Below are 24,523 nucleotides of genomic sequence, written 5' to 3'. Positions count from 1 at the left end.
CTGCGTACCGCGAACCGCTCCCAATAATGTCTACAAGCACAAATTCAATTGGCAGCAGAGCGAGCAGCTTCCGCTTCGGACGCTTCTTCCTCTTCCGTCATTTCTGGTTCAGGCTCATCAGGCCCGCTGGCAACACCTGGTTCAACGCCTCCACCACAGCCAACGACAGTGAACGTCATCGGCAGGCAGAAAAGCAGACAGAAAAACAATCGTTTGGCCATCGTATAACTCAATCATCTTTTTGGAAACAAAAAAAATAGCCCAGCCCTTCAGGAGCTGGGCAACGAAACGCATGCATGCGATGCGATAGAAAGGGCGACTGGGGAGACAAAAGCCTCACCAGTCGCCTTTGATTCTACACAACCGGTTGGGAACAAAGCCCCGACCAGAATGCTAAAGATTAGAATTCGCCAACGACATTGCCATCCGCCATGTCGCCGAGGAAGCTCCATGTGCCGAGGTCAATGTTTTCGCTAACGAATCGCACTGAACCGTCGCACATCAGAACCTGTACACCGCCGACGTGCATACTTCGAGCAGCTGCGTTAACGCGGTCCGAATTCACACCACAGTCGACCGAAACCTTGTTGTTCGGCCCTACATAGGTATTGAAAAATGCACTCTGTGGAAAATACGCATAGAACCACGAATTTCCGGCCATTCGTGTCGAGGAGGTATCTTTCGATCCTCCGACACAGTCTGTCAGGTTCCCGGAGTCATTGACGCTCTCGCGATAGAACCCGATCACGGTTTCAGCAACGGCCAGTACGTTTGACGTCCCATCGACAATGTCGCGGATCTTTACGGTGTTGTTTTGATTGAAAATTCCGGGAGTGTTCGTGTTCAAGCGGGTTGAGGTGCCTACGCTTCCCACATAGTTACCGTGAGCATAACCGCCGTTGGCGGGGGCTCCGGTAACCTTCACTCCCGCTGGGGTAGTCCATGGGATTCGACCCGTGCCAGGGTCTGACGGGCATCGGAACGCCGGAATGATTTGACGGCGTGCGCCTGTTGGGTCGACCCCGTTGGCTCCTCCATGCCCGTCGGTGCCAGATGTACCGTACCCCATGTTCCAGTCAATCTGGCCGAACAATGGTGCCTGATCGATTTGTGCCAGAAGTCGCGGCAGCTAGGAAATGTTTCCGCTGTACCAGGCTGATCCCGACACATGTGCCGATGCCTTGCGTACTCGGCCTGGAGGCAGTGCCCCGTAAACATCGTGATAGTTGTGCAGTGCCAGTCCCAGCTGTTTCAGGTTGTTCTTGCACTGTGTTCTTCGTGCGGCTTCTCGCGCCTGCTGTACAGCAGGCAATAACAATGCGATCAAAATCGCAATAATTGCAATCACTACCAGCAGTTCGATCAACGTAAACGCTTTACGTCGCTCTTTAACTTTCAACATAGCACCCTTCCTACAAGTCTCAGTACGAAAACGGAATATCCTGAGCACTGGAACGCCATTTTGCGCCACTGCCCGAACCGATCGATGTCACTCTTGAAGCGATGATTGTCAAATCCTGATTCGCTAATCACGCTGCCTGAATGACAACTTTCTTTAATATTTAACGTTATTCCCGTCACTCAGAATGCATTAACTTGCGGTGTTAGGCAGCGTGTCGTTGCCAAACCCCGCAGGGATTTATGGGTTTTCGCGATACGGAGATGGGCCGGGGTGTCCCATGGGGCCCTCGCACGGTTGCCAAAATTTGGGGTCAGTACTTGGTTACCTGAGCGAATCCAGTTGCTCCATTAATCCGTCAACCGTCGTCACCGGTTCCAGACAACCGCCGTTGTGGCAGACCCATGCGGTTTCGCCGTTTGATGGTGCCGGACGGCTTTCGAAGAGGGCATTGATCGGCGACGCTTGATCTGACGGCGCGTCGGCTCCTCGCCAGGCGACCAGCAGACCGGGATGGAAGTGTGTGTTCAAAGCCGCCAGCATTTTGGAATCGGCCATGTTGGGCGACGCCGAACGAATCACGACGTCCGGCATGGGACTCAACAGGTGATCGATGGCGATTAACGCCTGACCGCCTGACATCGGTGACTTCCGCAGCTGACTTTCTAACACGGACAGAATCGATTCGGCCGTGTCGCGGAAATCTGTGCGGCCTGTGAGCACGCTTAGCTTTAGCAATGCTGTCGCCAGCATGCTGTTGCCGGATGGAGTCGCTCCGTCCTGGCTGTCTTTGATTCTTGCTATCGGCGTTGCCTGACTTTCCGGTGTGTAGAAGAAAGCACCGGGCGTGTCGTCGCTGAAGTCTTCCAGCACGATGTCTGCGAGTTCAGCGGCCTGACTCAGCCGGTCTTCGTCAAACGTGGTTTGATGCAGTTCGATCAGGCCGTCAATCAGGCAGGCGTAGTCATCCAGAAATGCGTCGATCGTGGGTTTGTCATGTCGAGCCGTATGGAACAGCCGCCCGTCGTCTTTCCGCATTTTGGTCCAGATATAGTCGCACGCACGGGCGGCAGCGGTTGCGTACCGCGGTTCGTTTAGGACTCGTGACATCAGCGCCATGCCACTGATCATCATGCCGTTCCACGCGGTGATGACTTTGTCGTCGGTTCCCGGCGCGATGCGCTGGCTGCGTTGTTCAAACAGCTTCAACTTCAGGGGCTCTAACTTCGCCACAAGTTCGTCGCGTGTGATTCCGAATTCTTCCGCCACTTTGCTCAACGGCTGAGGACGATTGAGAATGTTCTTTGCTTCCCAGTTGCCCGCCGTAGTCACATCGTAAGCCGAGCAGAAAATTCGAGCGTCTTCTTTGCCCAGCAATTCTTCGACTTCTCGCTGACTCCAAACAAAGAACTTACCTTCTTCGCCTTCGCTGTCGGCATCCTGAGCGCTGCAGAACGCGCCGCTGTCCAGCGTCATTTCACGCAGCACGTAATCGAGTGTTTCGCGCAGCACTCGTTCGTATTCCGGTTCTTTTGTCGCCACGAATGCTTCGGCATAAACGGATGTGAGCAGTCCGTTGTCATACAGCATTTTTTCAAAGTGAGGTGCCAGCCAGCGGGCGTCGGTCGAATACCGAGCGAACCCGCCGCCGAGATGGTCGTAGATTCCGCCGGCCGCCATGCGATCGCAGCTTAGCTTGACCACGTGCACAGCATCGCTGTTGTTGAATCGCTTCCAGCATCGCAATAGTAGTCGCAGATCCATTGGGTGAGGAAACTTGGGCGCACTTCCGAAGCCGCCGTAAGTTCCATCGGCCGCCTGCAGCAGATCACCCATCGCGGAATGCAGTAACGCTTCGTCGCAGGATCCGTTGGCCCCGCCTGGTTGACTCATCTTCGCCACGATGTCCGCGAGTTCGCCGGAACTGCCTTCTACATCGCTGCGTCGCTGCTGCCATGCGTCGCTGATCTTGGTGAGGATCTGCCGGAAACCGGGCATCCCCATTTTGGCTTCGGGCGGCCAGTACGTGCCGCTGAAAAACGGTTTCAGCTCATGAGTCAAAAACACAGACATTGGCCAGCCGCCGCGTCCAGTCATGGCCATCACGGAGTTCATGTAGATTTGATCCAGGTCGGGGCGTTCTTCGCGATCAATTTTAATGTTCACAAACCGTTCGTTCATCAACGCGGCGATATCGACGTTGTCGAAACTTTCGTGTTCCATCACGTGGCACCAGTGGCATGCGCTGTAACCGATACTCAAAAAGATTGGGCAGTCACGATCTTTGGCCGCCTGAAAGGCTTCGTCGCCCCACGGATACCAGTCAACCGGGTTGGCGGCGTGCTGCAGCAAGTAGGGGCTGGATTCGTGGGCGAGGCGATTCATGGTGTGCTCTTGGACGGAGTTTCGGACGTGCGGAATGGACAAATATACGCAGTCGCCTCAGCGTGGCGGGACGCCCCATTTTGCCCTGTCGTAACATTCCTGGGATTCTTCCCAAAGCCTGCTGTTGATTGCCGGTTTCACCAAAATGCTGGCGAGTTTGTGTGGCAAGATTGATGTGGCGGCTTCTGCCGAAAAATCAATTCCAGGACGAACGGGTACCGGCCCCGGAAATGTTGGCCGATTCATTCGTTTGTACATGATCTGGGGGCGGATTGCCGACATTTAGGGTGTTGACTTCTTTCGATTGTATGCAATTCTTGGCGACCCGAGCTCTTAGCGTTCGGGTAGACAAAGGATTGTCACCCCGGCTCTGGTAAATGGCGCGAACAGTTAGCAAAAAAAAGAAAGCACTGCCCCTCGGTCAGCGCATCGTTCGCTGGGTATTTCGCCCAATGCGTTTGGTGTGTGCTGCGGCCCTGGCGATGCTATGGCTGTGCTGGCCTATGGTCGAGCGGCAACTTCCGCAGCTCGACAACCGTGACGAATATCGCATCGGCGTCGATCAGGTTGTGGTTACGCCACCGCCTCGCTGGGTGCCCGAAGACATCGTCGCGAAGGTGTTTGCTCGCGCGGGCTTTGATGAATCGCTGTCGCTGCTGGATTCAGATTTAAGCGAACGCGTCGCTCTGGCGTTTTACACCTATCCGTGGGTTGAGCGGCTGAAGCAGGTCCGCAAATCGTTTCCGGCGCGAGTCTACGTGGAAGTCGTGTATCGCGAACCGGTCGCAATGGTGGAAGTTGTTGGCGGAGGTTATCTGCCCGTCGATCGTCATGGGCACCTGCTGCCTGAGAAAGACTTCAGTGCTGCGGACATCGATCGGTACCCGGTGATCAAAAATGTGAGCACCGCGCCGATTGGCTATCATGGCGAATCCTGGGGTGACCCGGCCGTCGCTGGAGCCGCTCAATTGGCTGCCGTATTGACGGCACCGAATGCGGCGGGACAGTCGTGGTGGAATTCACTGGGTCTGAAGACAATCTTCGCGCCACGCCGACTGGCAGCGGACGACAATATCGACGACCTTCAGTTTGAACTTGGCACCAGCGGCGGTTCTCGCATCGCATGGGGCCGGCCGCCGCAGAGTCAACATCCGGGCGAATTGACGGTCGCCCAGAAACTGGAACGTATGGCGGAATACCACCGCAGCCAAAACGGTTTCGACGACGGTCCGGCTCGCTACCTGATCGACATTCGCGATTGGGAAACAACTCGCCGACATCTTCTTGCAGCAGAACCGCCCAAGACGTCGCGTCGGTAGTTTGGTTAACCGGAAATTCGAACGTTTGAGCAGTGTTGAATTTGTGGCTCGACTGTCCGAGTCGACCAGCTTCCGCTTAGACAAACGCAACCATAGCACCTGCACAACAAGTGTGAACAACACGGTGGCGCGCGTTCTCGACTCGGAGAGTCGAGGCACAATTGGTGCGGCTCACGCGGGTTTCGGATAGGTTCTTAGTTCATGATGGGGTGATCTGAGACTGTTTCCGGGTCGTGGTGCGATTTGCTCTCACCGATCTTCGCGAGGTGCCGGGCTCGAGCCAGCGAAGTGTCCAGAACCAGACGCAGGTCGACCGTCCACGGACCGCTTTCGGGAGCCGAGATGTACCAGTGAGGCGTGACGGCCACGCTTTGGTGGACGAGTTCGAAACCGGATTCAGACTGACTGATCGTTTCGATCGGGAACGCCCAGATGCCGGCCGGTTGAGACATTTCCAGGCTCACATCCAGGCCCTGCCATTCGTCGACCAGACCAATGCGTTCGCATGTCTCAAGCGACTGTCGCGAATCGAGCGTTCCCAGCTGGCTTCCTGCGGCATCGTAGAAATACCGATCCGACGCACTGCCCGGCATGGTGGCGAAGTTGAATTCCACGCCAAAATGCATGTGTTCGTGTTGAGGCAATCCGTGAACCTGGTACTGAATCATCAACTCGTTAGGGCGGTCCTGTGAAATCATCACGACCTTGCGAATCTCGATCTCGTACTCGCCGGCTGGTCCGCGTGAACGCATTTCCAAAGCGATCTCAGTTTCGCTGCGGCGAACCGAGGCTTCGTATGTAGCGATCGAGAAGCCGCTGATCAGACCTTCGCCACGCTGGAATTCGTCGATGGACAAATCTGGTTGCAGAAAGTGATCGACCAGGCTCTTGCGTGGCCACGCATCGTAGGCGATTTTTTTGTCCAGGTCCGGCTGTTTAAATCGTACGAGGTCGTGAATGCTGCTCACGTTGTCGTGCAGTTCTTCGCCGCGTTCAGCCGCTTCACGCAGCCTGTCTGCGTGTTCGAAGATCTTTTGGTGATACGCTTCCGGGCGTCGATTTAGCGTGGAAAGCAAGTTCGACTTGCAGGCGCGCAGGTCGAGTTCGTACATGTGTCCGCCCGACGCTGGTGCGAACAGTGCGACCAGGCGTTGGTTGCTGAGCTTCACTTCCTGGCGAGCGTCAAGGTTCAGGTCGCCCGTGACGACGTCAACCCAGCGATCTGCATCGCGCGTGATCTGTTCGATCAGCCCGTCGGCTTCAATCAGGTTCGCGTAGACTGCGTTACGAAGATGAGGCAGGTACAGGCCGCCGAACGCTCCGTGCCAGAAGCTGCAGTTGCATTGAGCTCGATACAAACACCGGCGAGCGTTTTCGAGGATCTCGCGCTGGTCTGCGTTCAGCGATTCATCCGCGTCAAGCTGAGCGACCCGCGTGCTGATTTCCAGCGAACGCGCGTACATCTCGTTGCTTTCCGGATACTTCACTCGGAAGTTCCGCCAGAAACCACCGCGCGTGAACTGAATCAGCTTGTTCCAGTCTTCGTCGTCGTGGCGTTCCTGGTGCATCAGGCGGTGAAGTTCCTGCTGCGGTTGGGGCGGCAAGGCCCATTCTGTCATTTCGCGGTAGCTGGCATCGGGCAGGTAGAAGGTGCCCTTCGGTGTGACATGATCCAACGTTTCCGATGGCGTCGTCACGTGCAGCCATGATTCGTTTTCACGCAGTGCCTGAAGGAAGCGTTCCAGCCAGCGGTCTTCGTAGACATGCTTGAAGGTGTCAGGCCATGTGCCGAATTTTTCGCCATCGTCGCCGAACACGACCACCGGGTTTTCATAGTTGTTCGCCACCTCCCGCAGGTATTCCACCGTTTCGTACGGATCCTGGAACGGGATGAGATATCTAAGGCGTTCGCTGCCAGGCAATACTGAAAGCAGTCGCCCATCGTCTTCGGTCACGTAGTAGCCGAACAAATCCTCCTGCTCCATGCCGCCGGTTTTGAAGTGATGGTCGTCCAGAATTGTGTAGCGAATTCCAGCGGCCGTGATGTCGCCGGCAAAGGACTGCTCCCACACGCGTTCGGGAACCCACATACCGCGCACGGTCGTCTGGAACAGATTTTCCAGATGATCGGTGTACATGCTGATCTGGCCGATGCGATCGCGTCGCGGAATGTTGGCCAGGATCGGTTCGTAGTAAGCTCCACCGATAATTTCGGTCTGGTTGCGAGCCACCAAACCGCGCACGCGTTCGATGTATTCCGGGTGAGCGGTCTCCATCCATTCCAGCAGGCTGCCTGACGTGTGCAGAGCGAACGGAATATCGGGATACTCTTCCAGAACGTTCAGGAATGGCAGATAGCTTTCCTGATACGACTGTTCGAACACACCGTCGAAGTTGCCGATGGGCTGATGGTTATGAAAGGCCAGAATCAGGCGGACAGTCCCTGTCATGGGAGACAACTCCATGTCGACGAGCGACGATTTTTCAGAAACAACGGTGTTGATGGGGGCATGCGAACACGACTGCGGAATTTAGTGTACTTCCGGACAGCGGTGACTCATGCTGCACGTAACGTAGCAGAATTGCGTTCAAATGAAGAATTCTCAACGCGCACGCCCCGCGCAGTAGGCTTATCGAGCGACCACAGCCGGAGAATCCAGCATCAGCCGTGCAGAGAGCAGACTTTGCCGGGGCTTCCCATGTCTCCTATTTGACCCGCTTTTAGGGACGGCAAGGCTGGCCAGATGCACCGGGGGACGTGGGGACGTTGAGGTGGTCCCGAACGCGACAGTTTGTTGCGCTGCCAGAGGCGATTATTGAGTTTTCGCCCGGAGGGCGCAAGCACGTAGCCGTCGGCGTGAGCCGACGGGAAAGTTCGTTCACGTGCGAGAAAGCCCCAACGGGGCGACAGCAAATACTTTCGCCCCATTCGGGGCTGGTGCGTCGATATTGTCCCGTTCCGTCGGCTGACACCGACGGCTAAGTGTTTCGGCCCTTCCGGGCCAGTCGCAGTTTTACAATTCGAAATCTCTTTTTGTCGCCTGTGTACCAAGCTGGGCCAATGCTGCAATATGTGCCGGATCTTTCCCGCAAATTCCCGATCGCCAGCGGTTAAGCCAGGTTCCTGAGGCGGTCGAACTCTTCGCTTGCAGCATTCGCCCATCCGCAACACACGTTCATTCCGGCGAGGTTCGTTCGCGTGACTTCTTGCGCATCTGCAAAGCTCGCCGATAGTCGGCGAAGACGTGCTCAGCCAGCAGAGTCGCTTCGGCCACCAGTTCGTCGATGCGGTTGCGGAAGATCGCGAAGGCACTTAGCGACGGTACGGCGACGCCCAGGCCCAGCAAAGTGGTAATGAGGGCTCGGTAAATGCCCGGGGCGAGTTCTGAAACCTGCGGATTGGCTTTCAGTTCGAATTCCAGAAACGCCTGAATCATCCCCCAGACCGTTCCCATCAGGCCCAGCATCGGAGCGATCGTGCCGATGACCGACAGGTATTCGATGCGTCGGTACAGCCGCGCCATCTGTTCGGCGGCCGCGTCTTCCATCGCTTTTTCCACAGCGTTGTAGCCGACGCCGATTTCGTCCAGCCCGGCATGCAGAACTCGAGCCAGAAAGCTGGTGTGTTCCCGGCATCGTTTTTTGGCTTCGTCAAAATTGCGTTCGGCCAGACAACGATGCACTTCTTCCGCAAGCCCCGGCGGCATTAACGTCGACCGACGGATATTCATCACGTGGTCAGCGATCAAAGCGACCATCACCAGACTCAGCATGACAATCAAGTAGCCAACGGCCCCGCCCGCTCGCAACATTTCGCGCAGATCCAGCGACCGATCGGGCACTTCGTTGACGACTACATTGGCCCCATCAGGCGGCTGCATGGCTAAGACACCGGTCGCTCCACACAACACGATCGCCGCGGCAAGGAAGATCAGCCAGCGATGTCCAGACTTCATAGAATTCATTTGTGAAGGGCTTGCGGGATCCAGGTTGCATGACCAGCCGGTATAGCGAGGATTGTAGAAGGAAGTCTGACGCGCCGACAACCTGTGTCTGTTAAAGCAGTTTCCCTTTAGTTGTGGACGGTTCGGGCTCGTGGGGAGCAGCCTTCGTCGTCCGAAACGCTTGGTCCGCGGCCACAAGTCAGTGAGATTCGCTGTGGCTTAGGATTCAACGCTCTCGCGGCAGGTCTTGTCACGCGGCATAAGCCAGCGGCGGAGTGCAATTCGCCACGCGCACCAAGTACCGAAGGTCAGCAGGAACACGAGCCAGTGCCGCACCGCGACGATCCTCACGAAGCTCGCACCGCCCGCTCCGGAAGCATGGTAATGAAGAACTCCAGGCAGCGGATGCGTTAAGTCGCCGTCACTAAGGACGTCTTCCCAGAGTCCAGAGCGGTGCGGATGGTAGTCGTGGGCGATGACTCCAATCCTTCGTCCTCGCTGGGAAGGCATCTGCTGCCACATCCAGCCTTCTCGATCAATCCGCACCGAATGCTCCGCCCCTCCAATCGCCACCCAACCGAAGATGATCGAAAATTGCCCGGCCAGCCAGAACACGCTGACGGTCAGTAGCGCAATGTTCAGTGTCAGCGTGGTGAAGAAGGTGCTCAGGCGTTTCATAACTTCTTCGCCGTGAGGCATTCGCCAGTGACTGAAGCAACATGGACTCATCGACGGCGCATCCTCTGACAGTTGCGGGGTGCCAGATTGTACTCGACCTGCCCGTCGATCCCGAGCCTCCTCTGAACGCGGCGACAACCGCTATTCCAACTGCGTCTTTGCGGGGGCGTCGAGATTCGCTTTCAGCTGCTGGACGCTCATCTGTTGAACGGTGGTCAGGGAGGTGCTGCTGGTTAATGTATCGATGATTGCTCGACACTGGGCAGTTCTCTGGTCGCGAAAGTAAACGGTTGCCAGGCCATACTGAGCGGCGAAGTGCTGCGGCTGTATTGTTATAGCGCGACTAAATTCGGTTTCCGCCGCCGCAAAGTTTTTCTGCTCAAGATGCAACATGCCCAGCATCGTCCACGACTCAGGAACATCCGGGCAGGCTTCCGCAAAGGCGTGAGCGTAATTCGCGGCGTCATCCGTCCGATTGTTCGTGAGCATCATTTTGACAAGCCCCGTCCATGCGGGCACATCCTCCGGCTGCAGCGTTAGAGCTTTCTGGAATCGCTGAATAGCGGATTCTGTTTTCCCCAGCTTTGCCTCGGCGTTGGCCAGATTGGTCAGGGCACTCACGTTAGTGGGATCTGCTTCAACTGCGCGCTCAAACGCAAACGCGGCTTCTTTGACGGCATCAGATTCCTGCAGCGCGGTTCCCAGGTTGTTGTAGGAACTCGATTCCAGTTCGGGATCCAGTTCGATGGCTCGCAGATAGGCATCTGTGGCGGCGTCAATGCGACGATTGCGAATCATCGCGTTGCCCAAATTAAAGTGAGCCGTGGCACTGTGAGCGTCAAGGCTGACGGCGCGCTGAAGGTGTTCGACGGCGGATGGGATGCGTCCCTGAGCCAGATGGATCTCACCCAGCAGCGTCCAGGCTTTGGCGAACGAAGGCTGAATGCCGACCGCCTTCTGAGCATGCCGCTCACCTTCGGCCAGATTTTCAGCCGCTTGTCGTTCTTTTGCCAAGTTGTAGTGAGCCAGCGAGCTTTCCGGCAGCGTCGCGACAACCTGGGCATTCACATCACTGGCTGATTCAGAAAATCCCAGCACTGCCAGCGGAACAACGAACGCGCCCCACAATGCCGCATGGGGAAACCACGACGGAGCTCGACTGAGCGTTCGTCGCACGGCAGATGCGTTCTCGGCTACACCCAACATGCTGCTGGTGGCGCGTTCGCGCAGTCGCCAGATAAAGCCGTCGTAGTAGAAGTGCAGAAGTCCAGACGCGACAAACAATGCCGTGAGGATTGTCTGCACGGTTGAGCGGTCCATTGACCTCGTCAGCAAACTTCCGGCACCGTACGTCAGCACCAGGGCCACATAGATAAAGACGCAGCGCATCTGAGGTTGGAACAGAGCCTTCGTCAACCATCCGGAATTTTCTGTCGAGGCGCGCCGCCGATTGAAGTACCACACAATCGCCAGGTATTGCACGTCGTGAAACACTTCGTACATCGCGACGCCCAATACGATATTCGAGACTTCAACCATGCAGTACCACCAGAAGCTCACGCTGACCACAATGGTAAGCAGCTTCACCAGACTCGGGCGGCGACCGGAAAGGACTGCGAACAACAAGTGGCCGACATAAGCCAGTAGCGACACCATCATCAGGCCAAGCACGCAGTTTTGTGCCGCACGGACCCAGGCGGCGTCGATGGCAGACCCTCCCGTTCGGTAATAGACGGAGAAGAAATCCGTCATGCGGCCAGTCGATAGTACGATTCCGCCCGCAAACCACGTGAGACACAAGAAACGGTCGATGAGCGCAGAGCGAGCGTCAGTGAATCCCGCCTTCGAATCATAGATCCGCAGGAAACCGTAAATCTGGGCCTGCGAGTGCCAATAGCCCCATGCGATGACAACAACCGTAAGGGTGTCGGGACGGTAGAAGCTGAACAACAGGGAAATGGTGAGCAGGAAAATCGGGGCCAGAATGAATCGAACGCGATAGCGACGAAACAGTTCGGCATCGCCGTACGCGCGAAACATTCCGGGAAGGTGATGGCCGACCGCGCCGAAGGTCACGACCAAAATCGCCAACCGTTCCAGCGACATGACCTGTGTGAGCAGCAAAAATGCGGGTACGAGCAGCACCGGCGTTCCGATAAACCACAGCAAATCCAGTCGCGGGTCGACGATCCACAAATTTTGGGCTTTTTTAACGGGTGCGGATGTCGACATGGCGTCTTTGTTTTGTAGAAGCTTGAGTCGTTAGGCTTATCCTATTATTAGCTCGATCCGGCCCGCAAATCACCGTAGTCGCGCGCTGTTCACCCGCAATTCATCTAATTCTGCGCGGTTCGTCAGTCGTCTTCACGGTTCCTTAACAGTGGACATAATAATACCGCGGTTGCAGTTTTCCGGACATGCCTTGGCCGAATCGGATGCTGCTGGCAGTAACCTTGTGATAGCTAACTATACGCGAAGGAAAATCGCAGCGGGCTAAGGGATACTTGCTCCGACACCGTAGCTCACGTACGATTTCTTTTTGCCGGGTTACCGCTGCGTACGCTGCTACCTCTTGTCTGGACGGGTAATCCCGACGACAATTTTCATAAGCCTGCTCCGTTTTTTTACAGTTAAACATTAACGAAAAGGAAGTGTGAACAATGCCATTATCGCATTTGTCGAGATCCAAAGGTGAGCATCCCAGCCGCCGCGGATTTACTTTGATCGAACTTCTGGTAGTGATCGCGATCATTGCCATCTTAATCGCGCTCTTACTGCCAGCTGTTCAGCAGGCACGAGAAGCTGCGCGGCGGACACAGTGTAAGAACAATCTGAAGCAGATTGGACTGGCACTGCACAATCACATGGATACTCACGGAGCGTTTCCACCGGGCTACGTCTGCTATGACGAGACGGGTAACAAGTTCAAAACTGGCGGTTGGCAGGACGGCATTAACGAGCTTGGCTTTAGCTGGATGCCTATGCTGTTGCCATTTGTAGAGGAGCCGGCTCGCTGGCAGCAGATTACCGATTGCAACGCCGCACGTTTAGACACGCACACGCACAATCCGTCTGACGACTGCGAGTACAATGCGGCATTTGGCCATATTGGTCGTGAGCCGCTGAAGTTTATGCTTTGTCCGTCCAATCCACAGACGCGAAAACTGTTCAGCGGGATCAGTCTGGAATCATTGGCCAAAGGTAATTATGCCGCAAGCTGGGGGTCGGGCAACATGCTGGGCTGGGAATCCACAGCCACCGCCGGTGCATTCGGCTGTTATTACGTGAACCAGAACAAGATCGTTAGGTCACTGGGAGGTTCCGGGGATCGGTTTCAGCAGGACAAGGGAAGCCGGTCAGGCGACTTTGTCGATGGCATGAGTAACACAGTTGCCGTCGCAGAAGTCATTAGCACAGATGGGTTCGCAACAGGCAGCAGCAGCCCCGACATTCGTGGGGTATGGATGAATCCGGGCATGGGAGCATCAATCTTTAGTGCTGCTCGAAATCCAAACTCGAAGGAGCCGGACATTCTTCCGTCCTGTGACACCAACATTCCTGCCACATTCCGTCCCACTTTGCAGTGTGTCGAAAATACGGCGGATGCTGATGTCTACGCTGCCACACGCAGCTATCACACGGGTGGCGTTAATGCAGTGCTGGCTGACGGATCCGTGCGTTTCATCAGCGAGAACATCGACAATGTCGGCGTCTGGCAACCGCTGAACACCCGAATGAACGGTGAAGTGATTGGGGAATTCTAGGCCGCCCCGTCCACGCCGGTCGTGGAGCTTCAAGTGTTTTTGCTTTTACCGTTTTCATTCACACAGGTAGAGAAATGAATTTTCGAAAGTTTTCACTCGTGGATCGTCCACGAGTTGTTGTTGCTGTCTTGGGTCTGATCACTACAGGTTTCTGTGGTTGTGGCGGCCGTGATGTGCCCGTTCTGGACGAGACGCAGGTCGTCGAAGCGGTAGTCACTGCGATTGGTGATGCAGCAGGCGACGAGGCGGCGTTTAAGGCGATGTTCGTCGATGGAGCTGCTCCTGAAGATCGCCGAACGTACTTCAGTGCTGCCATTTCAATAGTGGGACCACCCACGATTGAGGGCGACACGGCTACGGCGACGGTCAAAGTGACTCAAGGGAATGCCGAATCTGAAGGCTCGGGCGGAACCAAGTCTGCAAAAGTTGCTGACGGGGAAGTCACCTGGACACTTCAGAAGGTTTCCGGTGAATGGAAACTAAAGGATGCTCCTCTACCGGAAGTTTGATTTCCGGAAGGGTTGCTCCGCCTGCCGAAATCCTTAGGCATTAAACGGCGGGTTCTATGCCACGCATGCTGACCATCATCACAGTGATTGTGTTGGCCGCATCTCTGGGGCTCTTTCTGTTGTCTCAACAGAAAGAGCCTTTTAATGTTGAAGGCGGCGAGGATCAACTTGCGCAAACTCAGCCACAATCGGTTGTGGAATGGCGAAAGCTGATCGACAGTCGCTTTGCCGGCGATCAGGCCTGTGCTGAATGTCACCAGTCCGAGTTCGATGCTCACCAGCGGTCCGGTCATTCTCGCACGGCCACTCCCGCTGATCATTCAGAACTGGCCCGTGCGCTTGATGGGCAGAATTATACGGATCCCAATCGCGACACCGTCTATCAATTCGAGCGAAAGCCAAACGGTCTACTCGTTGGGATTGAAGGAACCGATCCGGAGCCTGTGTTTCCCGTTCAGTGGCTGATTGGTTCCGGCACACATGCTCAAACGCCTGTGTCGATTGATCCCACTTCCCGTAATGGTGTCGAATTTCGCTGGTCGTGGTTTGCGTCCACGCAGGAACTAGGACTGACACCAGATCACGAGCGTTTCGATACCTTTCGTCCGGCTTCGCTGGAGTGTTTCGGGCGACCGATGGACGCTCAACAGGTATTGGCCTGCGTGAACTGTCACATGACGGCTGTGCCCCCGCCAACGGTGGTGCCCACACAGGAAGCCTTCCTTCCGAACGTCGGTTGCGAACGATGCCACGGGCCACGCAAAGATCACGTCGAACTCGCCAAACAGGGACGTGCGTCCGAAGCCAAGCCACTGTTGGAATGGTCACACGCAGAAACTTACCTGCGCCAATGTGCGCAGTGTCATCGCGATGAAACCAACGCGCCTACCGACAGTACTCCAGCAAGCCTCGCGCGCTTTCAGCCGTACGGAATTCTGAAGAGCAAGTGCTATCTGAACAGCGGCAAGAAGCTGTCCTGTGCCAACTGCCATGATCCTCACGACGTAACTTCGCGAGATCCGGAACACTATGTTCAGGCGTGTAACGCGTGTCACGCCGGCCCGAAGCAGGTCGCGTGCTCTCTTAATCCCGACGGCGACTGCGTCGATTGCCACATGCCGACAGTCGAATGGCATCCCGGCATCAGCTTCCACGATCACTGGATCCGTTTGGATCGAACAGATCCCAAAGACGACGCCCGCGCGGTACTCGACGCTGTCCATAAAAGCAGTCCGGAGGCGTCGCCGTGAAGCCTTTGCTATTCAGCGTCACTGTCGCCTCAACGATCGCTGTTGCCTGCGTTTTCAGTCGCACCGATTCACGCGATGCCGCTGTCGTCACCGGTCCGCGTTCTGAAGCGGCCTCAAAGCGGCATTTGATCGACGTTCCCAAATCCCATGTGCCATCGCTGCCGGATCGTGTTGACCAGGATTCGCAGATCGATTCATCTGCTGAGGAACTCACAACGATACACAATGGCACTGAAGATGCTGAAGCCGTGGCGGGCCAGTCGCCTCAGGTGGCTGACGATTGGGGCGCTGATGAACGATCGCACTGGGCGTTTCAGCCGCTTAGGCGTCCGCCGATCCCTGACGCGAATGCGAGTTCATCCACGAGAAATCCGATCGATGCGTTCCTGATGGCTAAGCTTCAGGAAGCCGGCATCTCGCCCGCCCCACCAGCAGACTATGCCACGCTGTTGCGGCGGCTGACGTTTGCTGTCACAGGTCTGCCACCGTCTGCCGACCAGCTCGAACAGTATGACTCCGATTCGACACGCAGTGATATTGATCCTGCCGAATGGTCGGCACTTGTTGAGCGGTTACTCGACAGCCCAGCCTTCGGCGAACACCAGGCACGCTTCTGGCTGGACCTGGTTGGGTATGCCGACACCAACGGTTACGAAGACGACGGCCGAAAGCCATTTGCGTGGAAGTATCGGGACTTTGTCATTCGAGCGTTCAACAGCGACATGCCGTACGATCGGTTCTTGCACCTGCAGATCGCTGGCGATCTGTTCGCCGAAGAATCCAACGATCAGCCCAACAACAACGATGCATTCGTCGCGTGCGGTTTTTTGCGGCTGGGAGCATGGGACAGTGAACCGAACGATGAACTACGTGCTCACTACGATCAGGTCGATGACATTGTTTCGACAACCAGCCTGGCATTTATGGGGCTGAGTGTTGGATGTGCTCGCTGCCACGACCATCCACTTGAGCCGATCAGTCGCCACGACTACGCCCGAATGGTGGCCGTGTTCCATGGTCTGGCACGCCCCACAAACGGTCGACTCGAAGAACCGTTGCCATCAGCAACTTGGGAAGAACAACGACGGGCCGCCACCATCCGACGATCGCAGGCCGACCTGCAACGGCAGGCTTTGGAAACAGAAAATGAAACTCAGGCAGCAGCGTTGCGGCGCAGGGCAAGGTCTCTGGAATCCCAGGTGCGGTTCGACTTTGCGTACCGTTTTGCGGAAACCGAAACGTCAAATCTGCCGACTCAATTGTTACTGCGTGGCAATCCTTACCAGCCCGCCGAATACGTTTCGGCGGGAGTTCCGTCTGTGCTTCAACAATCAAACGATGACATTCTGACGACGGGGAAGAACCTGCCGCGACTTCAGTTTGCCAGATGGCTGACAAACGGCGGTCGTCACTTGACGGCTCGAGTTGTCGTGAATCGCGTCTGGCAGTGGCATTTTGGTCACGGCCTGAGTCGCACCACCAGCAACCTGGGCCTCAGCGGCGACTCACCGACGCATCCGGAACTGCTGGAGTGGCTGGCGCACTGGTTCGTCTGCGATGCGAATTGGTCAATGAAGCGCCTGCATTATCTGATACTTACCAGCGACGCATTTCAACGATGCAGCGAACCGGAATCTGCCGATTCATCAAGCCGTCGGAATCTTTTTGGATCGTTCACTCCACGACCAATTCGCGCAGAAATGCTGCACGATGCCATGCTCGATATTGCAGGGCTCAGAAACGAGGAGCTGTTCGGCCCACCGGTAGAGCACGATTCTTCCACTGACATGTCGTCAGGGCCAACACAAGATACAGACCGTACCATCGCCCTCGATAGGCATCGGCGAGCCATCTATCAATGCGTTCAGCGCAACCAGCCGGACCCACTACTGCAGGCGTTCGGTTTCCCGGACTCCAGCGTCTCCTGCGATCAGCGGACGACTTCGTATTCCTCTGAGCAGGCATTGTCATTGTGGAACAGCCGCTTCGCGACCACCTGTGCCGAAGCTCTTGCGGAACGCATCGCCTCCTTAGCGCCCGACGAGGACAGTATCGATCGTCGGGTCGCTCTTGCGTTTCAATTCGTCCTGGGCCGTTCTGCTGATCCGTCAGAGATGAATGCGATGGGCGATTTTCTGAGAACGAGATCACGCGACGAAAGCACAGCTGCAGAGTCACGTCTGAGTCAACTGTGTTTAGTACTGTTCAACCTGGACGAATTTGTAATACTGGATTAGTGCCGTGTTGAACTCCATCCTTCAACAACCTGATCATGTCGACGGTCGTTCGCCGCTCATTCGCCGACGCGCGGCGTTAGCAGCCGGTGCGCTGAGTGGACTGTGGCCCGGCGGTGGGTTGAAGCGATTGCTGAGCGACGATGATGTTGCGCCGTCAGCAGATGCAGGTGCGTCCGCCGCTGGAGGTGTCAAGCGCGTCATCTTCCTGTTCATGAATGGCGGTCCCAGCCAGATCGACACGTTCGATCCGAAGCCGGAACTGCGAAAGTTCGACGGCAAGTCGTATTCCGGCAATCAAAAAGTTGCGACGGGCACTCGCACAGCGGGAACGTTATGGGCGTCCGAGTTTCAGTTTTCGCAACACGGCGAGAGTGGTTTGGAAGTCAGCGAGCTGTATCCTCAGGTCGCTCGTTTTGCTGACGATCTCTGTGTGATTCGGTCTATGCAGTCGCGATCTGCCCTGCACGCTCCGGCGATTCTGGAAATGAACACTGGCCGCCCACAGACCGGTGCCGCCAGCCTCGGCGCCTGGATCGACTTCGGCCTTGGTGCTCAACCACGGCAACTTCCGACCTGCGTGGTGCTGCCGGACCATCGCGGTGGTCCCATTGGCGGACATACTAACTGGAATTGCGGACCGCTGCCCGTTTCGGCTGCGACGCTGGTGCGTCCGTCGAAACGGCCTGTCATCAATCTTCAGCGCGAACGACGTATCGCGCCCGGCGACGAGCAGCAAATGCGCGGCCTGCTAAAGGCTCTGAACCAACATCATTCCGATGTCAGCGGCTACGAGTCGATCGCTGCGGCGCGTGAGCGTGCTTACGAGTTGGCGTGGCGTATGGAAGTGGCGGCTCCGGAAGCCATGGATCTGACTCAGGAAACGGAAGCGACGCAGCGCGACTATGGCCTTCAGCAAACTCACACGCGACCGTTCGGGACGCAGTGCCTACTGGCAAAACGAATGGTGGAACGAGGAGTTCGTTTCGTTCAGGTTTATTCGGGCGGTGGTGAGCAGAAGAATACCTGGGACAGTCACACGGGGCACGTCGCAAGGCATCGGAAGTTCTGCGCAGAAACTGATCAACCGATTGCAGCGTTGCTGAATGATTTGAAGCAGACCGGCTTATGGGACGACACGCTGGTGATCTGGGGTGGTGAATTTGGCCGCACGCCAACGCGTGAAGCGTCGTCCAATGGACGTGATCACAATCCGCATGGGTTCAGTGTCTGGCTGGCGGGTGGCTGCGTTAAGGGGGGACAGGCGATCGGAGCGACCGATAGCATCGGGCTTGAAGCCATCGACACACCGTGTTCCGTCGCCGACCTGCACGCAACTGTGCTGCATCTGCTGGGGCTCGATCATAATGAACTTCGGTTCTATCGCAGCGGCATGGAAGTCGGACTCACCGGGCCGGAACCCTGTCGCGTGATCGACGAGGTTCTGGCATGAGCAGCGTCGTCGAGACTTCGAATGCAGATACTCACTCCACCGTTGATTCATCAGTCACTACCGCAGCAGAGTTGTCCGGTAAGCGAGATGCAGAGCAACGTCGAGGTCACTTCCTGATTGGTCCGAAGTTTGACTCACTGTTCGTCGCCAACATTTATTGGCCCCTGCTATTTGCCGTCTGCTGGTTCAGCGGCGACGATGTTCGCACCGGAGTGTTGTTTTGGCAGGTTTATTTTATTACGGCGCCCCATCGCTGGATCACGCTGATTTTGGTGAGCACAGACCGCAACAGAACGCGTGGGCGAGGTCTGGCGTTTGTCGGCATCGCTGTCGCCATTGTCGGCGGCGTCTGCCTGCTGCAGCTCAGCACAGCCTCGCTGCTTTGCCTTGGTGCCATTGACTACGTTTGGAATGCGTGGCACTTCGCGGCTCAGCATCACGGGATTTACCGAATCTATCAGCGAAAATCGTCCGTCGCAAAATCGACCGCCGCAGCACCGTATTCGTGGATCGATACCGCGGAGAAAGCCATCTTCCGCGCGTTCCTGCTGTACGTAATCGCACGCGTCGCCGGCACGGGCTGGCACATCGGGCCCGAAGACTGGACATGGCAGTTGAAGTCGCTTGACGTCTTTGTTGCTGCGATTCCTGTCCTGCTGCTGGCTGTGCAGGCGATCCGGTGCAGGCGTTTGAATCTGTTCAGGCCGGGACAGGTTTATTATTTCAGCGTGATGGCATTGTTTCTTGCCATGTTGTGGGCCGCTCATGCTGAACAGCGGCACATGGTGCTGCAGTTAGCCCTCGCATCCGCCGTCTTTCATTCTGTGGAATACATGGCCGTCGTCACATGGGCATCCACTTCGGAAGCTCAGAAAGCACGCCGAGACCTGGTCGGAACGATGGCACGCACATGGGTTCTGTTTCTGGCGTTCTTCGTTCTCTTTCTGGGCTTCACCAACTATATGATTGCCAGCGGCTACCAGCATCTGTGGATCATGCTGAATCTAATGGTCGCGTTTTTGCACTATGCCTACGATGGGATGATCTGGAAAGCCAGACGTGCAAGTGCATGACTGAGGTTTTGAACGTGTCCGCAATGAACAACGATTCCAACAAACATTCACCCCGTCGGGTAATACTGGTGCTGATCGCGCTGGGAATTTTTGGAGGCATTCTGCAGTACTCCACGGACGTACTTACCAGCCGGTTTGGTCGAACAGACATTTTGTGGACAACGATTGTCTGGATGGTGCCTGCTGCGATTTGGTTTTCGCAACAAGCGTTCCCAAAGCCTGTTCGCGGGACGATTGCTGCACTGTCCGGACTATGCGCATGGGTAGTTTGGCACAACGTTGGAGCGTCCGGAATTGATTTGCTGGCACCGTTTTCTGCGAGCCAACTCGCACTGCTGCTGGTCACGATAAGTGTGTCGTGTTTGCTGGCAGGTCATCGCCGTGCAGTCGGCGACAACGCGCCAGACTTACCATACGACCGCAGCCTGCAGCGCTGGCTGACTGGGGGATCCGTGCTGTTGGCTGCGATCCTTCTGCCGCATGCGTACGCTCACGTTGCCGCTCAGTCACAGCTTGAGACCATGGAAGAAGCTCTCCAGGACCAACGCTTTCTGCGAGCTCGTCGTGCCGCAACGGTCCTGCTTTGCTGCCGTCCAACGGAGACCGTCCTGCAACAACCGGTGGTGGCGGTGGCCAGTGAACTGGATGATCGCATTCAAACGCTGGAGGAACTCGCTGAGCAACCGCTGCCCCAGGCGTCGGATACCGCGGCGATCGGGCAACGCGTGGTCGCTCTGATGCAGCTCGATCGAAACCAGGCCGCTCTGGATCTCATCCGCCCACTAACAGAACAGCCCGAGACCGCGCCTGTTGCTCTGGACTATTGCGGCCTGTGCTGTCAACGACTGCAACGCTGGGAAGACAGCCGAGCCTGGTACGAAAAGTCGCTGCAGTTCTGGCAGAAGCAGCCTCCAACCCAGCAGCGAGCCAGCGCATCGACAAGCGCGTGGAAGGGAATCGCGTTCGCCGAACGTCGTCTTGATCGATCGGCTGACGCAGAGAAAACGTACCTGACTGCTCTGGAAACTGTACCGTCTGCCGAGCTGCATTTTTTGCTGGCGATGCACTACGAAGATCAGCAGCGAACTTCATCGGCTGCACAGCATGCCGGCAAGGCCATGGCGATGGCTCCGGCCACCTACCGGCGTCGCGGCAAGGAACTTCTTGATCGGATGAGTCACTCCCATATCGGCTGTCTTCAGACATCGCCGGCTAAGAGCCCATAACCGACAGGAATCGAAGCTTGGTGATTTCGAGCTTTATCCGACGTCGAAGCCGTCAAACGGCAGCGATAAACGGTAACTTGATCGTGTTGCTAAGAAGCTGCCTGGATGTTTCATGAATGCTTCGCTGTGCGCACAGACCAATACCGGAATCAACATGAACTCATTGACGACGCAACACATAGCCGTCGCCGGTCGTTCGATTGTCCTCAGCGTGCCCGCCGATCCCGAGTCACTGCTGAATGCGGCGGCCGAAGCTGAAGGAAGTCATGATCCGTATTGGGGAATCCTGTGGGACGCTGCCCTGCCCTGTGCCGAATGTGTTCTGAATCACCACTGGCCTGCAGGCACAAAAGCCCTGGAGTTGGGCTGTGGAGCGGGGCTGGTCGGGGTCGCCGGGTTAATGGCGGGACTTGACCTGACATTCAGTGACGTGGTTCCGGATGCGGTATCGCTGGCCGTCCAAAACGCTGCTGCTAACGGGTTCGCTGCCGCAAAAGGGCGTGCCGTGGATATCCGGGAGTCACCGGATGAAACCTTTGACGTCCTGTTAGCCAGTGACCTTCTCTACGATACAGCACTCCACGCGCCGTTGCTCAAATTTGCGAGGTCGGCCTTGAACGGAGATGGTGAATTCTGGCTGGGCGACCCGGGGCGTCAGAACGCCGCCGCCTTTGTCGCGATGGCTCGCGATGGCGGCTGGCAGGTAGAACAACGCGATCAGGCCGGTGCGATCCAGCCACCAGCATCGCTGGCTGAATTTCAGCTACTCGTGCTCAGACCACCGGCCTCTGTCGACTGATGCGCATGTTGGCCGCGAACATTACGTCAACTGGAGAGGGGCTGGCTTCGGCTGACTAAGTTACGGCGTGGCAAGGTCGTTCTGGCGGACGGAGGCCAGCTTGGCCGTCATCTTTTTGCGAAAACGCTGCACCACCTGTGCGTGTTCGGGATGCTCAGCAAGGTTTGTGAACTGTTGCGGATCCTGTTCTGTGTCGAACAATTCAATTCCCCCCGAAGCGTCTTCTTTGTACTGAATGTACGCCCACTTATCTTCTCGCAGCAGGAAGCCCTTGCGAGACGGGGCGACGCTGAACGCGGCGTCTCGTACCGTGTGGTCGGGCGAATCCAGCATTGGTGAAATGTCTTTGCCCTGAATGCGATCCGGCACCGGCAGGCCGCACAGTTTTGAGATCGTTGGGTACAAGTCCAGTAATTCGACAAGGCTGTTACAGACGGCGGGCTTCTTGCCGGGCACGCTCATAATCAGCGGCACCGCCGCAGACTCATCGCGCAGGCTGACCTTCGCCCAGAAGTCGTGTTCGCCAAGATGATATCCGTGATCGCTGGTGAAAATTACGATCGTGCGATCCGCCGCGCCAGACTTCTCCAGAGCCGCCATAACCTTGCCCACCTGAGCGTCCATGAAGGCCACCGACGCGTAGTAACCGCCCATGGCCTTCTTCTGGCGCCGAATATCCATCTTCATGTTCTTGCTGGTTTTGTAGTTGATTCCCGCCTTGGGAATGTCATCCCAGTCGCCCGGCCGTTTTTCCGGCAGTACCATTTTTTCATACGGTTTGAACGGCGGGTAATAAGTTTTAGGAGCCACAAACGGGACGTGCGGTCGAACAAATCCGACGCCCAGCCAATACGGTTCGTCTTTGTGGTGTTCAATCAGTTCGACTGCTTTAGCAGCCGTCATACCGTCAGAATGAGTTTCGTCGTCGCCGTCCGCTTCCACCACCACAAACGTGTTTCCGCCGACGACGGGCTTCTTACCGTTCGGGTTGCCTTCCAGCGTTTCGCCATCGCCAGGAGCCTTCCATTCCGGGCCGGGACTGTTGAAGCGTTCTGTCCATGATGCCTCATCGTCAGCTCCGTTATAGTTGTTGTGGTCTCGACCATCGCCGCCAATCAACACGCCTCCGGGCACACCCATGTGATAGATCTTGCTCACGCGAGCCGTGTAGTAGTCGTGGTTCTTGAAATGCTGTGGCCACGTCGCTCGATCACCAATCTGCGGCCGCGGACTCGTATAGCCCAGCACGCCGGTTGCGTGCGGATAGTAGCCGGACAACAGCGAAGCTCGTGATGGTCCGCAGTACGTTCCCTGGCAGTACGCTCGCGTAAACCGAGTGCCTCGCGCAGCAATGGCGTCTATATTTGGAGTGCTGCAAACCTTATTGCCGTAGCACGATAGCGCGGTCGCAGTCAGGTCGTCAGAAATAATGAACAGTACGTTGTACTTCGGCGCTGCCTGAAGCTGCGTGGTGCAGGCAAACTGCAATGCCGCGAGGAACAGAACGACCGGCGTTTGAATTCGAATACCCATGTTTTCTCCGGAAGTGCGCGGCCGGTGGTCGCGGCGTTAATCGGCGACGGGTGCACCGCCTTTTAATTTGTTGTTGCCTGGACCGAAATCGTGAACGTTGCCAATCAGGTCGACTTCAGGATGGAGCCTGTGCGTCGCCCGACGAACCGCCGGTTCCCTTCCCGCGCCGACGCCGCTTTCGCCCCCTGCGTTTTCGGCCTTGCCCCGCTGGTTTGGCTTTGTCAGTGCTGGCGTCGGATTCCGGCGACGACGATGTGGACGCGGATGCCTCAGTTGTGTTGCTGGCTGTTACGTCTGCCGTATTCGACGTGACCGACTGTGCGGCAGGCGATGCATCACTTTCCGTCGGCGCGCCGGGACGCCCCTTCGCTCCTCGTCGTCGTGAACGCTTGCGACGACGTTTGTTTGGTTCATCTCTCGGTGAATCGGATTTCAGATTGGCATCAATAACCGACGTGTCGCTCGCCGCCGCTATGGCGTCGTTCGTGCTCTTCGGAATTGCAGCGCCGGTTTGTGCCGCCGGAGATTCGGTCGGTGTTGTGTCGTCCAGGCCTGCTCCAAAATCACTTTCTTCAAGTGACTTGTCGTCTTGCGCTGGGCCTTCCGGCGCGCTTTCCGCTCGGAGATAGCCGGTGCCTCGCCGCAGCGGCTTTTCCGCTGGTGGGACGGGCAGTTCCTGACCTTCCGGCAGCAACTCCAGCGGCAATTCTTCGACGAGCTCCGCTTCTGTGGGGGTTGTGTATTCCTCGGTCGTGTAAGTGGCGAACGGAGTTGCATCGAAGGGGGAAACGGGCGGCGGGTCGACCAACTGCATCAGCGGTTTCGGGTCGGCGCAGGTGCACCACCGAGACGTGACGTGCCCGCGCGTCTGCGTGGTTCGTCCACATTTGGGGCATTTCCACAGCCGACGAATGCGGAGTTCGTACTGAAGTATTGGACCTTTAATCGCTGCTTCTC

General features: G+C 56.7%; 17 protein-coding genes and 1 pseudogene. 9 read left to right on the top strand and 9 right to left on the bottom strand.

Annotated elements, in window-relative coordinates; translation table 11 throughout:
* Window positions 1–44: 44 nt before the first annotated feature.
* The 3 genes and pseudogenes from Fuma_RS35360 to Fuma_RS20145 form a co-directional block, all read right to left on the bottom strand.
* Window positions 45–221, bottom strand: coding sequence for a hypothetical protein (locus tag Fuma_RS35360; RefSeq protein ID WP_158521072.1), 177 nt, complete (start codon window positions 219–221; stop codon window positions 45–47).
* A 179-nt stretch (window positions 222–400) separates the two neighbouring features.
* Window positions 401–1,402 (bottom strand): annotated as a pseudogene (locus tag Fuma_RS20150) (DUF1559 domain-containing protein).
* Between the two features lie 321 nt (window positions 1,403–1,723).
* Complete coding sequence (locus tag Fuma_RS20145) at window positions 1,724–3,784, bottom strand: thioredoxin domain-containing protein (protein WP_077025700.1); 2,061 nt, start codon at window positions 3,782–3,784, stop codon at window positions 1,724–1,726.
* A gap of 377 nt (window positions 3,785–4,161) precedes the next feature.
* Between Fuma_RS20145 and Fuma_RS20140 the strand changes: the two genes are divergently transcribed.
* On the top strand, window positions 4,162–5,103 hold the full coding sequence (locus Fuma_RS20140; protein WP_077025699.1) for a cell division protein FtsQ/DivIB: 942 nt from the start codon (window positions 4,162–4,164) through the stop codon (window positions 5,101–5,103).
* A gap of 194 nt (window positions 5,104–5,297) precedes the next feature.
* On the opposite strand, the gene Fuma_RS20130 is transcribed toward Fuma_RS20140, so the two are convergent.
* The 4 genes from Fuma_RS20130 to Fuma_RS20115 all read right to left on the bottom strand — a co-directional run bounded on the left by Fuma_RS20130 (window position 5,298) and on the right by Fuma_RS20115 (window position 11,957).
* Complete coding sequence (locus Fuma_RS20130) at window positions 5,298–7,553, bottom strand: alpha-amylase/4-alpha-glucanotransferase domain-containing protein (protein WP_077025697.1); 2,256 nt, start codon at window positions 7,551–7,553, stop codon at window positions 5,298–5,300.
* Between the two features lie 726 nt (window positions 7,554–8,279).
* Complete coding sequence (locus Fuma_RS20125) at window positions 8,280–9,059, bottom strand: MotA/TolQ/ExbB proton channel family protein (RefSeq protein WP_077025696.1); 780 nt, start codon at window positions 9,057–9,059, stop codon at window positions 8,280–8,282.
* A gap of 207 nt (window positions 9,060–9,266) precedes the next feature.
* Window positions 9,267–9,725 (bottom strand): hypothetical protein, encoded by a 459-nt coding sequence (locus tag Fuma_RS20120; protein WP_145944270.1) that lies wholly within the window; start codon window positions 9,723–9,725, stop codon window positions 9,267–9,269.
* 141 nt (window positions 9,726–9,866) lie between these two features.
* A complete protein-coding gene (locus Fuma_RS20115) occupies window positions 9,867–11,957 on the bottom strand; it encodes a tetratricopeptide repeat protein (protein WP_077025694.1) in 2,091 nt (696 codons plus the stop codon).
* A 428-nt stretch (window positions 11,958–12,385) separates the two neighbouring features.
* On the opposite strand from Fuma_RS20115, the gene Fuma_RS20110 reads away from it, so the two are divergent.
* The 8 genes from Fuma_RS20110 to Fuma_RS20075 all read left to right on the top strand — a co-directional run bounded on the left by Fuma_RS20110 (window position 12,386) and on the right by Fuma_RS20075 (window position 22,033).
* Window positions 12,386–13,489, top strand: coding sequence for a DUF1559 domain-containing protein (locus Fuma_RS20110; protein WP_077025693.1), 1,104 nt, complete (start codon window positions 12,386–12,388; stop codon window positions 13,487–13,489).
* A gap of 74 nt (window positions 13,490–13,563) precedes the next feature.
* The gene (locus tag Fuma_RS20105) at window positions 13,564–13,998 is read left to right on the top strand and encodes a hypothetical protein (RefSeq protein ID WP_077025692.1); all 435 of its coding nucleotides are present in this window, start codon (window positions 13,564–13,566) and stop codon (window positions 13,996–13,998) included.
* Window positions 13,999–14,054: 56 nt separating this feature from the next.
* Window positions 14,055–15,248 carry a multiheme c-type cytochrome gene (locus Fuma_RS20100; protein WP_083732183.1) on the top strand — a complete coding sequence of 398 codons (1,194 nt, stop codon included), beginning with the start codon at window positions 14,055–14,057 and terminating at the stop codon, window positions 15,246–15,248.
* Window positions 15,245–17,485: a DUF1549 and DUF1553 domain-containing protein gene (locus Fuma_RS20095; RefSeq protein WP_077025690.1), complete on the top strand. Its 2,241-nt coding sequence runs from the start codon at window positions 15,245–15,247 to the stop codon at window positions 17,483–17,485. The genes Fuma_RS20100 and Fuma_RS20095 overlap by 4 nt, the downstream gene beginning before the upstream one ends.
* Before the next feature lie 4 nt (window positions 17,486–17,489).
* Entirely contained in the window at window positions 17,490–18,935 is a 1,446-nt protein-coding gene (locus Fuma_RS20090; RefSeq protein WP_083732182.1) for a DUF1501 domain-containing protein, read from the top strand.
* Entirely contained in the window at window positions 18,932–20,008 is a 1,077-nt protein-coding gene (locus tag Fuma_RS20085; RefSeq protein WP_083732181.1) for a hypothetical protein, read from the top strand. The genes Fuma_RS20090 and Fuma_RS20085 overlap by 4 nt, the downstream gene beginning before the upstream one ends.
* The gene (locus Fuma_RS20080; protein WP_077025689.1) at window positions 20,005–21,234 is read left to right on the top strand and encodes a tetratricopeptide repeat protein; all 1,230 of its coding nucleotides are present in this window, start codon (window positions 20,005–20,007) and stop codon (window positions 21,232–21,234) included. Before Fuma_RS20085 ends, Fuma_RS20080 begins: the two co-directional genes overlap by 4 nt.
* Before the next feature lie 154 nt (window positions 21,235–21,388).
* The gene (locus tag Fuma_RS20075) at window positions 21,389–22,033 is read left to right on the top strand and encodes a class I SAM-dependent methyltransferase (RefSeq protein WP_077025688.1); all 645 of its coding nucleotides are present in this window, start codon (window positions 21,389–21,391) and stop codon (window positions 22,031–22,033) included.
* A gap of 60 nt (window positions 22,034–22,093) precedes the next feature.
* Here Fuma_RS20075 and Fuma_RS20070 read toward each other — a convergent pair whose 3' ends face one another.
* Window positions 22,094–23,566, bottom strand: a complete 1,473-nt coding sequence (locus Fuma_RS20070) for a sulfatase (protein ID WP_083732179.1) — start codon at window positions 23,564–23,566, stop codon at window positions 22,094–22,096.
* Window positions 23,567–23,681: 115 nt separating this feature from the next.
* The gene (locus tag Fuma_RS20065; RefSeq protein ID WP_077025687.1) at window positions 23,682–24,380 is read right to left on the bottom strand and encodes a hypothetical protein; all 699 of its coding nucleotides are present in this window, start codon (window positions 24,378–24,380) and stop codon (window positions 23,682–23,684) included.
* Window positions 24,381–24,523: the final 143 nt, after the last annotated feature.

The sequence above is a fragment of the Fuerstiella marisgermanici genome, assembly GCF_001983935.1.
GTDB classification, from domain to species: domain Bacteria; phylum Planctomycetota; class Planctomycetia; order Planctomycetales; family Planctomycetaceae; genus Fuerstiella; species Fuerstiella marisgermanici.
This window is presented reverse-complemented; position numbering and strand designations above follow the sequence as displayed.